We start from the raw sequence: 15,783 nt of genomic DNA, 5'->3' as shown, positions 1-15,783 counted from the left end.
CATGGCCAGATGCCGCAGAGGCTTCGGCGGCTCATGGTCGAGATGATCGAAAGGCGGATCTGTCCGATCACGGTCGCCACCGCGACGCTGACGGAGGGAGTCAACCTCCCGTTTGACCTCATCTTCCTGACGTCGTTGAAGCGTCGGTCGTGGGACCCCGTAGCCGAGGCGCCGATCGTCGCGCCATTCTCGTCGGCCGAGTTCCGCAACCTCGCCGGCCGTGCGGGCCGCCCCGGCGCGTCTCGCGGCATCGAGGGCATGACGCTCATCGCCCTTCCAACCGCGGTCGCGACTAGGGCAGCCGGAAAGCTGCGCGAGCAGAACCGCCAGATGCGCGACCGCGCGCGCGACTACGACGACATGCGGCAGACGCTGATCAGGGAGGAGCGCGACGCGGACGCCGTCGACGGGCCGCTGGCGCTGCTGCTTGGACGGATCTGGGATCAGGCCAGCCGGCTCCTGGGCATCCAGCCGGACGCATTCATCGATTGGCTCGAGCGAACCGCGCCCGCCGAGGTCAGCGACAGGGCGGGGACCGGAGCGAGCGATGGGCGGGCGAGGCTCGGCGACGCCATGGACGAACTCGACGGTGTGCTGCTGACGGCCATCGAGGAGGCGGCGCGGATCGCGGAGGCCGCTATGACCCGGGCCCAGGCTGAGGAGCTGCTCGCCGGCCTCTGGTCCCGCAGCTTCACCAGCGTCGCGGCCGAGCGGGAGGCGTGGCTGGAGGCCGCCTTCGTCCGTCGGGGCGCGGGCGTGGTCGACCACCTCTATCCCGATCCAAACGAGCGACGGCGACTCTACCACTACGGCTTCACTCCGCTGATCGGCAGGCGCTTCGAGGCCATCGCCGGACGGATACGCGAGCTGATCGAGGCGGCGGAAGGCTACGGGGACGCGGATGCGCAGGCGCGCATCGATGTTTTTGAAGAGATCGGCTCACTGCTCCAAGGGGACCGCGGTTTCGGCTTCCGGGTCCGGCAGACGGCGGGTGATCAGGCGCTGCTCGACGATTGGGCCGATGTGCTCGCATGGTGGATGAACGAACCAGACGTCCGGGCGCCGGCACCCGAGGACCTGCGCTCCTGGCAACGCTTCGTGGGTGACAACCTTGAATTCCGCCTCGGCGTGGCGATTGGCGCTGTGGTCGCGCAGGCCTGGTCGGACGGCGCGGCTGACGCTTACGCCATCCCGAGCCTGGCCGAATGGAAGGCAACCACCGGGTTGCCGTGGTTCGGCTTCTGGGCGCGCGAGCTGCTCCGGATCGGCACACACGACCCATTCGTCGCTTTCTGCATCGCGCAAGGCCTCGCGCCGACGCGCGAATCGGCCACTGCCCGACGCACCGAGTTCGACGCGTGGCTGGCGGATGAGCTGGACGCGCCTGACGCCGAGAGCAGGATCGATCCACAGCTATTCCTAGCCTGGCAGCAGAGCCTGCCGCGCGCAGCGCGCGCAGAACCGGCACCGCGTGTTGTCGCAGCGAGACTCACCGGCACCGATGGCCGGCGGGGGCGCTACTCGGTCATACCCGTAACCAGCCAGGGCGAGACCCGTTGGCTCGATCCGGCAGGCTTCGAGCTCGCCGTCACGCCGGAACGCGAGCGAGGGCGCTCGAACCGTGCACGGAGCCACTTCGAGTTGCAGGTTGCCGACGGCGCCTCGACTGTCCAGCGCGTATTCACACCAACATGATAGTAGGCGACAGGGTCTCGATGGACGGCGACCGAGCCTCGCAGACTATTCAAAGGTGATCCATCTAGGCCTCAAAAAGCGGTGGTGCCGCATCCTGCCAGACCTCGCCGTTACCATCGATGCGCGCACTTGATTGTGTCACCCAGGTGTAGCACACCTTGAATTGGACGAACCAAGAACCGCGGTTTTCTGCGTGAATCAGCGCGCCCGAAATGTGGAGCAGATTCCCTTCACCCGCTCCATCCCCCTCCTGTGAACCGGCTCGAACCCTAGTAGGGGAGGGGAAATGTCCGCTTTTGGGAGGGAAGCGAACGTTGCGCCCGACAGCCTACTACTGCATCATCTGGGGCATGCTCGATTTTGCATGCTGGTTTTGCGGTGAGGGGATCGATCGCGATGACAACTCCGCGCTCCTCGTGAGCGTCGAGAACCTCTGGCGTTGGGCGGAGGGTAAACGTGGTAAGGGCGACCCTTTCCAAAACCTCTACGCCCATTCGCGCTGCGCCGAGTTACGGATGACTGGCGCAACCATGAGCCTAGAGCCTAACGCGCTGAGAGAGGATGGCTGAACGTCCGCTTCTGGGAGGGAGAGCGGACATTCCGGCTGGCCTAGCGAGCAAGGCTCCTGCTAGGTCCATCTGCGATGAAGAAGGTTGCCTTCGCAGCTTGGCCAACATTTCCCGCGCTCGTCGTGCTCGCGTCGTGCGCCACAACTGGCTTCCAACAGTCCTCCTTCGAACTGATCGTTGAAGGTAATGAGGCAAGCTATCCAGTTTTCGAGACGGCAGCGAAGGATTGCGGGTATGATGGCCTTCGCAAGTTTCCCGGTGCGACGGTCCAGAACAACATCACCGTAGGTCCCCATTATAACCTATCGCGTGTCCGCAGCCGTGCTGCCCGTTGCACGACAGACTGGGTGGACGCTCATCCCGAAGCCGGTCTCAAAATTAGCGGAGAGTAGGTCCGCTCTTGGGCGTAAGCGGTACGTCAGCTTATGCTGGAAGCCGGCGTACAACTGGCCTTGCGCACCGCGGTGACCGGGAGCAGCATCGTCCGATGATGCTCAATCCCAAAATACTGGCGACAGCTGCAGTTGGCCTAATTGCCCTGTCAGCTTCATCGACAGGTGGCGCCTGCAGCTTCACGCACCGGAAGCTCACGTCCGCACAGGTGAGGCAACATGCGAGATACGATTTCAAGCGTGCGAGCGCTGTGATCGACGCCGTAGTCGTCGAACCGATGAAGTTTGGACCAGAGTGGAAGCCGGGCCTTACACCAACCGCTTACCTTAAGGTTTTGAAGGTGTGGAAGGGGCACGTCGGACAGGAGTTGGTCCCGATAGTTTACATCACTTCCTGCGACATTGGGCTCGAACGCAAGGGTGAAAGGCTGCGTATTCTTTTAACGGGCAACGGCGTTTTCAGAGCCGACCAAGGCATGAACGGCGGTGGCATTGTCGATCTATCGACTTACCAAGCCGAGATAGACCGTCTGGCCGGTGGGCAACGTCCATCAACGCTAACGCATTTCCCCGGTGCAATACCGCCCCCGACCCGCAAGCGGAACGCCCGCTGATGGGCGATAGCGGACGGCCCGCTGTCAGACGCGGGCCTTAAGGAACGTACGCTTATGTCGCGTTCGCTTCACCCGCTCCCGTCTTCCTCCTGTGAACCGGCTCGAACCCTACTCGGGGAGGGGGAATGTCCGCTTTTGGGAGGAAAGTGGTCATTAGCTTGACGCCGCAGTGAAGATTGCAATCACGTACGCAAGCCATGAGGTAATCGCGACTAAGTGAAGCCTCTTCAGATTTCGCACGTGCCGGTTCAAGTTCTCGTCACGAAGCTCTTTATATTGATTGTTTTGTGTGAACCGCCAAATTCCTCGGTGCGGAAAGATGGACGACTTCTCTACCGCAAGAAAAGTGTCCGGGTGACGCTCGATCAAGGCGTCCCGCACCTTCTTCACGAACCAAAACTGCGACAAACAGCAGACGAAGAAAACTGCAAAGGGTATGAGGATGTAGGAGGGCATGGCTCGATCCAGTACGTTGTCTCCTTCTACCCGCGCTGGGCGATGTCCGCTATTGGGCGAAAGCGGAACATCCACTTTCGGGAAAAAGCGAATAGCCTACGCTAAATCTTTAAATCGCCGGTGGTTAGGGCAGGCCCCTGAATTCCGTCGGTAGGGGCTGGCCAAGGACATTGGACCTGATGAATGACCGCTTCCGCACCTTCAAAAAGCAAAGTGCTTGCTGATCTGCGCGGTCGTATGGCTCTTCGAACAGTACGATCTGTGTGTTCGGCAGGAAGGTGTTTTGTTTTGTGAGCAAGTCCGCATCCCGTAAGCGGCGTACGACGACTTTAAAACCGCACGCACGAGCATCGCGCGCGTACTCCGCCACTGTTTCAGGGCGGCCAGCCATACCAACACGCGGGTCACGAAACTGCGGAGGCGCATCGGCGCTGGAAGCTATCATAGCGGCGAGGACAAGCGCGAGCATGACACGAGGTTATCACTGACCAATCGGGCCGCAATATCTTACCCTTAAAGGCGTAACGTCCACTACCGGACGTTCGCCGCCTTCGACTGATGCATGGATGAGCGGGTTGCGAATATTCAGCGTGAAGCACTGCCCGCCGCCAGCGTCGGCGTCGCGATAATCCGCCAAAATGGGCACATGCGTGAAGCGTCCGGTTCGAGCCTGTTAATATCCTTGCGTTACGTCGCGTTCGTCATCGACCGGAGTGGGTAGTGCGGCGCGGAGTGAGGTTTGGACGGGTGTTGGCGCTCGCGCTGATAGGCATGCTGGCGGTGGCGTCGGCAGCCGTGCCGGCTGCGCCGCCCGCCGCGCATCGCGAATCGATCGAAGGATTCGCCAAGGATGCGTGGTCGACGTCCGCGGGTCTGCCGCACAACGCCGTCCATGCGATCACGCAGACCGGGGACGGATATCTGTGGTTCGCGACATGGGAGGGCGTGGCGCGCTACAATGGCGTCGGCTTCACGACCTTTTCGCGCATGTCGACGCCCGCCTTGCCCGACAGCGCGATCGCGACGATCGCCGCCGACCGGTTCGGCAACCTGTGGACGGGTGATACCCGCGGCAATCTGGGGCGGCGTGATCCTGCCGGGCGCTGGCGTTTCTGGGGGCGGGCGCAGGGCATGCCGCGGGCCGCGATCAACCGGATGGCGGTGGACCACGCGGGGCGCGTCTGGGTGGGCTTCGACCGGCTGGGGATCGGACGACTCGATCCCGATGGTCGCTTCACGGTGCTGCGCGGGCCGGCGGGGAAGCCGATCACCGTCTTGCGGATTGCCATCGACGCCAAAGGGCGACCGTGGCTGGGCACGCTGGACGGCGCCTATCGGGCCGATCGCGATGGTCGCCTGCGTGCCATGTCGGCCGAATTGGGCCTGCCGCCGGGACAGGCGATGCCCTTCCGCGACAAGGCGGGATACATCTGGCTGACGGCGGGATCGTCGCTGTACCGCGTCGAAGGGGGGCAGGCGGTCGTCGTGTTCCGCCAACCCGACGGCAAGCGCTTCAGCGACTTTCTACACGCTACGAACGGCGACCTGTGGCTGGGCACCGAAAATGATGGCCTGCTGCGGGTGAAGGGCACGCGCGTCGATCACTTTTCGACGCGCAACGGCCTGCCCGAGGGGCGGATCACCGCGCTGTTCGAGGATCGCGAACACAGCATCTGGGTGGGCGCCAATGGCGGGCTGTTCCGGCTGCGCAAGGCGCTGTTCGCCAATCTGCGGGCCGAAGACGGCCTGTCCGGCAATTACGTCCGGGCGCTCGCCGAGACGCGGGACGGCAGCCTGTGGGTCGGATCGAGCAAGGGGCTGGACGTCGTGCCCCCGTCGGGCGTGCCGCGACCGGTGCCGCTAGGCCCGGCCGCCAATCGCGTATCGGTCATGAGCCTGTCCGCCGGGCCGGACGACTTGCTGACGATCGGTACGTTCGGCGATGGTGTGCTGCAGGCGCGCGGCGGGCGGGTCGTCCGACGCATCACCCAGGCGCAGGGTCTGCCGGCCAATCACGTCCGCGCCTTCGCGCAGGCGCGGGGCGGGGGCGTCTGGGCGGGGACGCAGCGCGGCGTCGCGCTGATCGATCCTGCCGGCCACGTCCGCCTGCCGCGCACGCACGATCTGCCGGCCGAAATCGTCTATTCGCTGTCGGAAACGCCCGAGGGGCTGTGGGTCGGCACGGTGAGCGGCGCGTGGCTGTGGAACCATAGCGGCGTGCATCGGATCGACATCATGGGCGCGGGCCAGGCCAACAGCGTCTTCGGCTTCTTCCATGATCCGGAAACGGGCGACACCTGGATCAGCACCGATCGCGGCCTGTTCCGCCATCGTCGCGACGGCCAGCTGGACCATATCGGCATCGAACGCGGCATGCCCGTCGATGGGCTGTTCCAGATGACGGTCGGGCGCGGCGGATCCGCCTGGATCGGCAGCAACAAGGGCATCGTTCACGTCTGCTTCAAGGCGCTGCGTCTGGCTGCGGACGGCCGGCCGCCCCGTATCGCGCCCGATTTGTTCACCGCGCTCGACGGTCTGGCCAGTGCGCAGAGCAACGGCGCGTCGGGGCCGACGACGTTGCTGCGGCGCGACGGAACGATCTGGATCGCGACGGCAGAGGGCGTGGCGTTCGTCGATCCGCGCCGGCTGGCCCACTTCCGTTTCATGTCGCCCCCCGCAGTCGCGATCGAAAGCGTCGAGGCCGATGGCCAGCCGATGACGGCGGGGCCGGACGGGGCGTACGTGCTGCCGGCCGGAACGCATCGCCTGACGATCGCTTACGCGGGCCTCAGCTATTTGCTGCCGCAGGGCATTCGCTATCGCACGCAGATGGACGGCTTCGATACCGGCTGGGTGGATCGCGAGTCGCAGCGGACGGCGGAATTCACCACCCTGCCGCCCGGCACCTATACCTTCCGCGTCCAGGCGGCGCAGGCGCGTGGCGACTGGGGGCCGGACAAGACGATCACGGTGCGGCTGGAACCGTTCCTCTGGCAACGCTCTTCGTTTCAGCTGGCCTGCGCCGCGCTGGTCATCCTGGCGCTGTGGTGCCTGCACCGCTGGCGGACGCTGGCGTTGGCGCGGCGCGAACGGCAGCTCGCACGGCTGGTCGATGCACGCACCGCCGAGCTGCGACAGCAGAGCCATGTGCTGGAAGAGGTGGCGCAGGAGCGTGAGCAATTGCTCGACCGCCTGCGGGGGCAGGCCGACGCGCTGGAGCAATTGGCGAACGAGGACCCGCTGACCGGGGTCGCCAATCGCCGTCGCTTCAACGATATGCTGTCGCACGTCGCGACGGTTAGCGCGCAGGACGGGCGCCACTGGTCGCTGGCGATCGTCGATATCGACCATTTCAAGCAGGTCAACGATCGCCATTCGCATGTCGTCGGCGACCTGGCGCTGTGCGCGGTCGCGGAGGTGCTGCGCCATGCGGCGCCCGCGGATCATCTGGTCGCGCGACTGGGCGGCGAGGAATTCGCGCTGCTAATGCCCGACACCGATGCCGTGCAGGCGGCGCGCATCGGGGAGCGGATCCGGACGGCGGTGCAGCAGCGCGATTACCGGGGCATCGCGCCGGATCTTGCGATCACGATCAGCATCGGCGTGGCGACCTGCGCAATGCGCGGCGTGGACGCCGCGACCATCTTCCAGGCGGCGGATGCCGCGCTGTATCGCGCCAAAGCATGGGGGCGGAACCGCGTGGTGGCGGACTAAGGACGCCGTTGCTCACGATAACGCGGCGGGCGAGACCGGCTCGCCCGCGTTGAACGGTGCCTTACCGGCTCAGCAGAACGGCCGCTTCGTAGAAGGCCGCGCCGATCAGGCCGGCGGCGGGGAGGGTGACGACCCAGGCGACGACGATGCGGCTGGCGACGTTCCAGCGCACCGCCGACAGGCGCCGCGCCGAGCCGACACCGACGATTGCGCCGGTGATTGTGTGCGTCGAGGAGACGGGGATGCCGCCCATTGTCGCCATGAACAGCGTGATCGCGCCGCCGGTCTCGGCGCAGAAACCCTGCGCCGGCGTCAGCCGCGTGATCTTGGACCCCATCGTGTGGACGATCTTCCACCCGCCCGACATGGTGCCGAGCGCCATCGCGGCCTGACAGGACAGGACGACCCAGAAGGGCACGTGGAATTCACCGCCCAGCATGCCCTGCGAATAGAGCAGGACGGCGATGATCCCCATCGTCTTCTGCGCGTCGTTGCCACCGTGGCCGAGGCTGTAGAGCGCGGCGGACACCAGCTGCAATTTGCGGAAGCGCCGGTCGACGCCCATCGGGGTCAGCTTCAGCGACGACCATGCGACCGCCAGCACCAGCATGAGCGCGAGGATCAGGCCGACCGCAGGCGATAGGAAGATCGCGGCCACCGTCTTGCCGACACCGGCCCAGACGACGCTGGAAAAGCCCGCCTTCGAGATGCCGGCGCCGAGCAATCCGCCGATCAGGGCGTGGCTGGACGACGACGGGATGCCGTAGCGCCACGTGATCACGTTCCACGCGATCGCACCCATCAGCGCGCCGAAGATCACCTGCGGGTCGATGATCTGCGCATCGACGATGCCCTTGCCCACCGTCTGCGCGACGTGGAGGCCGAACACGGCGAAGGCGATGAAGTTGAAGAAGGCGGCCCACAGCACCGCGTGATGCGGTTTCAGGACGCGGGTCGAAACCACCGTCGCGATCGAATTGGCGGCGTCGTGCAGCCCGTTCAGAAAGTCGAACAGCAGCGCGACGCCGATCAGCGCGACCAGCAGCGTGAAGGAGATCGTCATCGGATCACGCGTGATCGATCACGAGACCCTGGATCTCGTTTGCGATATCCTCGAACCGGTCGGCGATCTTTTCCAGATGGCTGTAGATTTCACGATCGACGATGAACCGCATCGTCTGGTTGTCGCCGCATTCCTTGAACAGCGCGCGCAGGCCCTGGGCGTGGTGCTTGTCTACCTCGCCCTCCAGCGCAACCAGCCGTTCGGTCAGCTGGTGCAGGCGGGGGGCGTTGCTGTCGAGCTTGCGCAGCAACGGGATCGCTTCGGCGGTGACGCGCGCGGCTTCGGCGGCCAGATCGGCCATCGCGCGCATGTCGGGTGCGAAGGCTGTGACGCCGTACAGGTCGATCGTCATCGCCGTCTGGTGCATCTGGTCGATCGAATCGTCCATCACGCCGATCAGGTCGGTGATCGCGGAGCGGTCGAACGGCGTCACGAAGACGCGACGCACGTCCTGCAGCACCGCACGGGTGATGTCGTCGGCCTCATGTTCGCGATGCTCGATCTCCGCGATGTGCTGCGCGATCGCGCCATCGCCGCTGAATAGCTGTTGCAGGGCGTCGGCACCGGCGACCAGCGTGGCGGCGTGCGCCTCGAACTGTTCGAAGAAGCGACCCTGCTTCGGCATCAGCGCCTGGAACCAGGCAACCATAAAAGACCTTTCAGTAATGGCGCGGCGCGCATGGAGCCGGGAGAGGCGGCACGCAAGCCGTTTCTGCCCGTTGCGCCGGACCGGGACGGATGGGTGACGCGCGGGAGGCGGCCACTTGTCCGGCGGAAGACACATCGGCCATGCCGAGTTTCCATGACGATAGCATGACTCATCGCGAATTGCGCCAGCCCGCGTGAGGGGTGGGGGCAAGGCCTGAAAAATCGGGGTCGGCAGGATCGGGCGGGATGGCCCCGGCCTTCACGCGCGCTCGACAAGGGCGAGCGCGCGGGGCAGGGCCGTGGCATGTCCTTCGTCGCCACGCTCCGCGCCGCCACCGCCATCGATCACGAGCGAGTGGACGCCGCCTTCGGTGCAATGCGCCTCGACGAGCGCGACGATTATCGCCGCATGCTCACCGCCCACGCCCGCGCCGTGCCGGGGGTGGAGGCGGTGCTGGCCCGCGCCGACCCCGCCTGGGGCTTGCCCGCCTGGACGCCGCGCACGCCCTTGCTGGTATCGGACCTGGCCGCGCTCAATGTCGGCATGCCGGATCCATTGCCCTTCGACCTGCCGAGCCAAGAGGCCGCGACCTGGGGCGCGCTCTATGTCGCGGAGGGATCGCGGCTGGGCGGGCAGGTGCTGGCGCGCGGCATCGCCGCGGGCCTGCCGCATGCCTATCTGTCGGCGCGTCACGCGCCCGGTGCCTGGCGGGCGCTGCTGGCAAGCCTCGACGCGCGCGCCGCGACGGCTGTGCCGGGATGGCGTGAGGATGTCGTGGACGGCGCCAAGGCGACCTTCGCGCTGTTCATGGCCGCACATGCCAAGAGGTAGCGGCAGATTGACGTAGTTTTAACCGTCATTACTCATTTTGGCGCAAGATAAGTCCAAAATGCTACGCTTTTGCCAGCGTACCTGTCATTCGCGAGCCGGGGTGAACGGGGGGTCGTGGACCAATGGCGCCGAACGTCGGCAAAGTGACATTCTTGCTGGCAGAGATGCAGACGCGGATCAACGCGGCCGGCCTGCGCAGCTTCGAAGGCGACGTCGACCGCTTCGCCATCTTCTCGCTGATCGTGCGCGAAAGTCTGCGCCGCAATCCGCGCGGCAAGGCGATATCCACGCATTCGCTCGCCATCTCGCTGTCGCGCTCGTTCGAAACGGTACGCCGCCACGTCATCGCGCTGACCGAGGCGGGTCTGTGCGTGCGCGGGCAATATGGCGTGCTGGTGCGCGCCGAGGTGCTGGAGCGGCCCGACATCGCCGCGATGATGCGACTGGCGCACGACAGTTTCGTCTGCTTCGTCGAGGGGCTGGAACAGCTCGGCGAGTGGAGCGGCGCCCGGCCCGCCGCCAAGCCCTATGATCCGCAGGTCGGGATTGCGGCGTCGGTCGACGTGATGCTGGCGGCGGTCGACAGCAATCGGACCATCCATCGCAACTGGCTGGATTTGATGCTGTTTTCGACCGTCCTCTATGCGAACCTGCAACGTAGCCGCGCCGCGGGGCAGTCATTCGGTTTCGGCCCAGACCATGCGGTGCGGCCCGCCGCGCTTGCCGAGGCGATGAGCCTGCCGGAAACCACGGTGCGCCGGCGCCTGAAGCTGCTGGTCGAAGAGGCGGGGTCGCTGGAGCGGGTGGCCAAGGGCTATATCGTGTCGGATGCGTGGATGGCCCAGCCGGGTGCCGCCGAGACCAGCGCGCGCACCTACAGCAACATCCGCCTGATCGTGACGCATGCCGTTGCCAACGGCTTTCCGATCGACCGGCCGGCCAGCGTCTACATCGACGGCCGTCCGTCAGCCGTCCAGTTCGTCTGAGCGATTGCCCGGCTGCGACTGAAGCACACGGTTCTTGCCCCGCCGCTTGGCGAGGTAGAGGGCTTCGTCCGCGGTGCGCATCGCGCTGGCCGGATTGCCGTAAAAGGCCGCCACGCCAGCCGAGAAGGTCAACTGCCCGATTCCCTCGCCCGTCGTCTGGTTGACGAGCGTGCGGGCGGCGAGCGCCTCGCGCGCGATGTCGAGCCGGTCGATCGCGTCGGCCGGATCCATATCCTCGAACAGACAGGCGAATTCCTCGCCACCGTGCCGCGCGACAAAGGCGGCGACGCCCAGTTCGCGGCAGAGATGCTTGCCGATCATCTTCAGCACGCGGTCGCCGGCATCATGGCCGTGGCGATCGTTGATGCTTTTGAAATTGTCGATGTCGCAGATCGCGACGCTGTGGCGGGACTCGGCCCAGTCGATGTCGGTGTCGCCGCTCAGCGCGCGCAGGCGTGCGTCGAAGCTGCGCCGATTGGGTAGGCCGGTCAGGTGATCCTCGTCCGCGGCCCGCTGCGCTTCCTTCAAGGTGGTGCGCAGCGTCTCGGTTTCGCGGCGGGTCTCGTCGAGCCGCTCGGCGAGCTGCTGGGTGCGGGCGACGGCGGCGGCGGTCAGGTCGATCAGTCGCGCCACGGTGCCGCGCGGATCACGATCCAGACCGTCCGCCTCCGCGCTCAACGCCGTCTCATAGTCGCGCGTCGAGGCCTGTCCCTGACGGATCACGCGCTCCGAATCGCGCAGGCGCCGCGACAGCGTGTCGGCCATGGACGCCATGCGTTCGGCCTGACGATGAGTCTCCGCCTCGGCCTGCCCCGCCAGCCCATCGACGAACTCCGGATTCAGGCGCCCGGCCCGTGCCAGCTCGTCGTCGATCGCGCGCGTCAGCCGGTTGTCCTCGCCCAGCACATAGCGGCGGGCGATCCGAAAGTGCGCTTCGGTCGGCGACAGATCGTGGGCCGACAGGAAATCGCCGATCTGAGCGAAAAGCCGCCGCCCCGCCTCACGACGGGCGTCTTCGCCGGACCCCGCCGTGCGCGCCGCGCCGCCGGTCAGCCAGGACGACAGACGGGCCATGCGCGACGGTGCGGTATCGTGGGGCATGGCGGGCGGCAGGGCGTCGATGCCGCGCGCTCCCGCGATGCGTGGCCCGGACATCGCCGTCCCACGCGCGTCGCCATGGCTCAATGGCACCGTCATCCGTCCCGTTCCCGATTACCTTTACGAGAACCAATCCTAGACCAGCACAGGTGAAGTAAAGCTTAGCCGCGCCTCATTTCGGTGCGGAAACGATCCAGAAATCCGGCAGGTTGGCCGTGATGTCCGGGGATATCATTGTATCTCAATAGTATAAAAATTTGGGGCGTGTAGCTCACTCTTCCGCAATCGGGGCGGTCATGATGGCGCGTAGGCCAGGCATGTTGTCGTGATAATCGAGCGTGCCTGACAGGCGCTGCACCATCGCGACCATCATCCGGCTGCCAAATCCCTGGCCGTCACCGTTCACCTCGCCGCGACCGCGGCCGTCGTCGGCGACGATCAGCCGCAGCCGACCGCCATGCTGCTCCAGTGTGATCGCCAGTGGACCGGCCGCGCCGTCATAGGCATATTTGGTGGCGTTGATCACCAGTTCGGTGAGGATCAGCCCGATGTTCACCGCACGATCGGTGGGCACCAGCACCGGCGCCAGATCCAGCGTCAGGTAGCGTCCCCAGTCGGCCCCCAGCGAGGTGCGCATGTCGCCGACCAGTTCCTCGACATAGCGCGACAGATCCACGCTCTCGACCTGATCGTCGCGATACAGGCGGCGATGGACCAGGGCGACCGCCGCGAGTCGCGCCTGCGCCTCCGCCAGATGGTCCGCGATGGCGCCGGGGCCGGCGGTCTTCGCCTGCAAACGCAGGAAGGACGCGACCAGCTGCAGGCTGTTCTGCACGCGGTGATTGACCTCCTTCATCAGGACGTCCTTCTGCGCGAGCAGCGTTTCCTTTTCGCGCAGCGTCCGCGTCAGCTCCCGGTTCAAGCTGCGCAAGCGGACCTGCTGGCGCCCTTCGAACAGGCGGCGACGGATACGGTGCGCGGCCTCCACCTGCTCCTGCGACCAGCGGCGCGCGCGCCCGCGCACCGTCTCGACATAGCTGGCGAAAGACGCGCGGGGGGTGAGGGCGGCGGCGTCGTTCGCCTGCGGGCCGGCGCTGTGGCCGGGGGCCTTGTGTGGGTTGCCCGCCCATTCGATCGTCTCGACCCGCTCGGCACGCAGCCAGAGCAGTGTCGCATCCTCCTGGCGCAGCGGCATGGCGATCATGCCGCTGGCATAGGTCAGCACATCGTCCTCCACGCCCATCAGCGCGGGCAACTCGTGCGTCGCCACGGGTTCGTTGCCCCGCTCATGCACCCAGCGTGCGATCGCGCGCAGCACGGCGTCGGGCGGGCAGCGGCCGCTGGCCTCGACATGATCGCGGGTCACCAGCGCCAGACCGTCGGCATCCAGCATCTCGCGCAATTCGTCGCGGGTTGCGCGGATGATCTGCGGCAGCGTGCCCTCATTGCCCAGCCGGGGCGCGAGGCCGTCCTCCACGGTGCGCAGCTGCAACCGCTCGCGATACGCCGCCGCCTCTTCCTTCGTGCGGATCTGGCGGGCGAGGGCGCTCGCCAGCGTGGCGGCAGCGCTGCGGGTCGGCGCGGGCAGCTGGCGCGGCCCGTCGTTGTGACACGCGATCAGGCCCCAGAGCAGCCCGTCCTTGACGATCGAGATCGACGCGGACGCCCCCACGCCCATGTTACGCAGATACTGAAGGTGGATCGGCGAGACGTGGCGAAGTGCGACGTCGGACAGATCGACGCCGGTGAAGCCCGCCGGCCGCAGCGGGGCGGGGGTATAGTCCACCGTGGGGATCGCCCGCGTTCGGTTGCGGACGTACAGCGCACGCGCCTGCTTCGGAATGTCGCTCGCGGGGAAATGGTGGTTGAGGAACGTCGGCAGATGCGGCGCGCGATCCTCGGCCACGACGACGCCGGCGCCATCGTCGAGGAACTGGTAGATCATGACCCGATCGAACCCGGTCAGCGTGCGATAGGCGGCAGCGGCCCGCGCGCACAGCGTCGTCTTGTCCGTCGCGCGCTCGAAGCTGCTCGCCACCGCGTCCAGCCACGCCAGCGTCGCGGCGGCGGTGGTCGCATCCGCTTCGATCGGCTCGAGTTCGACCAGCAGATGCGTGCTCGACCGGTGCAACGCCACCGTGAAGCGCTCGTCGCGCCCGGCGATCGGCTGCGGCATCTGCGCATTCAGCCCGCCCGACAGGCCTTCGATCAGCGGCCCCACCTCTTGCCCGATCAGCGTGGCGAGCGGTTGCCCCAGCCAGTCGCTGCGTAGCCGCGTTTCCAGATCGCCGGCGCCTGCGACCACCGCATGGTCGCCCTCGATGCTCGCTACGAGCAACAGTCCGTGCGGCTGGATCGCGCCCGGAATGTGGATCGGCTCGCGATCGCAAATGGTGAGGTCGAGAGGCGAATCCGCCGCATCGCTGGCCCGGGTCGGGTGGGAAATCGCCATTATCACTCTGATACTATCCGCGAGACAGCATGGTCCCGCTCACAAGGCATTACAATCCGCCCCGTATTAATCTGCATCAATATTGTCTGCGCGCCGACGAATTTGGGGGAACGCGCCGCTGCCATGGCGGGTTGGCGGTGCGGACTTTGAAGGACATGCCGATGCTCGCCCATACCCCGATCCGCTACAGCCCCGATGTCGAGCGGATCGATCCGAATGAGGCAGAGACGATCGCGGGGCTGACCGACGCCTTCCGCGACATCCTGGACACGACGTCTCGCGACTATGGCCGGGCGGTCCGGTCGGTGCATGCCAAGGCGCATGGCATCGCGCGGGGCACGCTGACGATCCATGAGGGGCTGCCGACCGAACTCGCGCAGGGTATCTTCGCGAGCCCGGGCACGCATGAGGCGGTGCTGCGGCTGTCGACCAACGCGGGCGATCTGCTGCCCGACGCGATCGGGCTGCCGCGCGGGCTGGCCCTCAAGGTGCTGGATGTCGACGGTGAGCGTCTGCCGGGATCCGAGGACGACCGGACGCAGGATTTCGTCATGGCGGACGGTCCCGTATTCGCCGCGCCTGATGCGCAGGCGTTCCTCAAGAGTCTGAAGCTGCTCGCCAAGACGACCGATCGGATGGAGACGGGCAAGGTCGTCCTGTCGAAGGTCCTGCGCGGGATCGAGGCGGGGCTGGAGGCGGTCGGCCATCCGTCGGCGACGGTGAAGACGTTGGGGGGCGCGCCGCACCTCCATCCGCTGGGCGAGACGTTCTACAGCCAGACGCCGTTCCGCTACGGCGATCATGTCGCCAAATTCGCGCTGTTCCCGGTGTCGCCCGCACTCGTCGCGCTGACGGGGGCTGCCGTCGACACCTCGGACGATCGCGATGCGCTGCGGGCGGCGGTGCGCGACACGTTGATCGCACACGGCGGTCAGTGGGAACTGCGCGTCCAGCTCAACACCGACCTCGACTCGATGCCGGTAGAGGATGCCACGGTCGAATGGGACCAGGCGCAAAGCCCGTTCGTCACCGTCGCCACGCTCGACGTGCCGCCGCAGATCGGCTGGGACGACGAGCAGACGCGCGCCACCGACGAGGCGCTGTCCTACAGCATCTGGCATGGTATCGCCGCGCACCAGCCCCTCGGCAACATCAACCGCGCACGCCGCGACACCTATCGCTTCTCCGCCGATTATCGTCGCGGTTTCAATGGCTGCCCGATGCACGAGCCGGCGCGGCTTGCCGACCTCGCGTGATCCGGCCT

The 15,783-nt window shown here is 66.3% G+C and carries 10 protein-coding genes and 1 pseudogene; 7 read left to right on the top strand and 4 right to left on the bottom strand.

Annotated features, from left to right (window positions below; genetic code table 11):
- Positions 1 to 33 precede the first annotated feature (33 nt).
- From SPHME3_RS21625 to SPHME3_RS0117170, 4 genes are all read left to right on the top strand, one after another.
- Complete coding sequence (locus SPHME3_RS21625; RefSeq protein ID WP_231376775.1) at positions 34 to 1,695, top strand: hypothetical protein; 1,662 nt, start codon at positions 34 to 36, stop codon at positions 1,693 to 1,695.
- A 643-nt stretch (positions 1,696 to 2,338) separates the two neighbouring features.
- Complete coding sequence (locus SPHME3_RS21165; RefSeq protein WP_145957900.1) at positions 2,339 to 2,656, top strand: hypothetical protein; 318 nt, start codon at positions 2,339 to 2,341, stop codon at positions 2,654 to 2,656.
- A gap of 95 nt (positions 2,657 to 2,751) precedes the next feature.
- Positions 2,752 to 3,270 carry a hypothetical protein gene (locus tag SPHME3_RS21160; RefSeq protein WP_145957901.1) on the top strand — a complete coding sequence of 173 codons (519 nt, stop codon included), beginning with the start codon at positions 2,752 to 2,754 and terminating at the stop codon, positions 3,268 to 3,270.
- 1,203 nt (positions 3,271 to 4,473) lie between these two features.
- Positions 4,474 to 7,440, top strand: a complete 2,967-nt coding sequence (locus tag SPHME3_RS0117170; protein WP_020486427.1) for a ligand-binding sensor domain-containing diguanylate cyclase — start codon at positions 4,474 to 4,476, stop codon at positions 7,438 to 7,440.
- A gap of 61 nt (positions 7,441 to 7,501) precedes the next feature.
- On the opposite strand, the gene SPHME3_RS0117165 is transcribed toward SPHME3_RS0117170, so the two are convergent.
- On the bottom strand, positions 7,502 to 8,503 hold the full coding sequence (locus SPHME3_RS0117165) for an inorganic phosphate transporter (protein WP_017978122.1): 1,002 nt from the start codon (positions 8,501 to 8,503) through the stop codon (positions 7,502 to 7,504).
- A gap of 4 nt (positions 8,504 to 8,507) precedes the next feature.
- Positions 8,508 to 9,167: pseudogene (locus SPHME3_RS0117160) on the bottom strand (DUF47 domain-containing protein); the annotation flags it as partial.
- Positions 9,168 to 9,455: 288 nt separating this feature from the next.
- Between SPHME3_RS0117160 and SPHME3_RS0117150 the strand changes: the two are divergent.
- Together SPHME3_RS0117150 and SPHME3_RS0117145 are read left to right on the top strand one after the other, a co-directional pair.
- A complete protein-coding gene (locus SPHME3_RS0117150; protein ID WP_017978124.1) occupies positions 9,456 to 9,983 on the top strand; it encodes a biliverdin-producing heme oxygenase in 528 nt (175 codons plus the stop codon).
- A gap of 143 nt (positions 9,984 to 10,126) precedes the next feature.
- On the top strand, positions 10,127 to 10,969 hold the full coding sequence (locus SPHME3_RS0117145; RefSeq protein ID WP_231291992.1) for a hypothetical protein: 843 nt from the start codon (positions 10,127 to 10,129) through the stop codon (positions 10,967 to 10,969).
- Here SPHME3_RS0117145 and SPHME3_RS0117140 read toward each other — a convergent pair.
- The gene (locus SPHME3_RS0117140) at positions 10,949 to 12,124 is read right to left on the bottom strand and encodes a GGDEF domain-containing protein (RefSeq protein WP_231376774.1); all 1,176 of its coding nucleotides are present in this window, start codon (positions 12,122 to 12,124) and stop codon (positions 10,949 to 10,951) included. The two genes, SPHME3_RS0117145 and SPHME3_RS0117140, sit on opposite strands and share 21 nt — an antisense overlap.
- A 214-nt stretch (positions 12,125 to 12,338) precedes the next feature.
- Entirely contained in the window at positions 12,339 to 14,519 is a 2,181-nt protein-coding gene (locus SPHME3_RS0117135) for a histidine kinase dimerization/phosphoacceptor domain -containing protein (RefSeq protein ID WP_017978127.1), read from the bottom strand.
- Positions 14,520 to 14,674: 155 nt separating this feature from the next.
- Between SPHME3_RS0117135 and SPHME3_RS0117130 the strand changes: the two genes are divergently transcribed.
- Positions 14,675 to 15,775 carry a catalase family protein gene (locus tag SPHME3_RS0117130; RefSeq protein WP_018251100.1) on the top strand — a complete coding sequence of 367 codons (1,101 nt, stop codon included), beginning with the start codon at positions 14,675 to 14,677 and terminating at the stop codon, positions 15,773 to 15,775.
- The last annotated feature ends 8 nt before the right edge of the window (positions 15,776 to 15,783 follow it).

Origin of the sequence: Sphingomonas melonis DAPP-PG 224 (assembly GCF_000379045.1) — a bacterium.
Lineage (GTDB): Bacteria > Pseudomonadota > Alphaproteobacteria > Sphingomonadales > Sphingomonadaceae > Sphingomonas > Sphingomonas aquatilis.
This window is presented reverse-complemented; position numbering and strand designations above follow the sequence as displayed.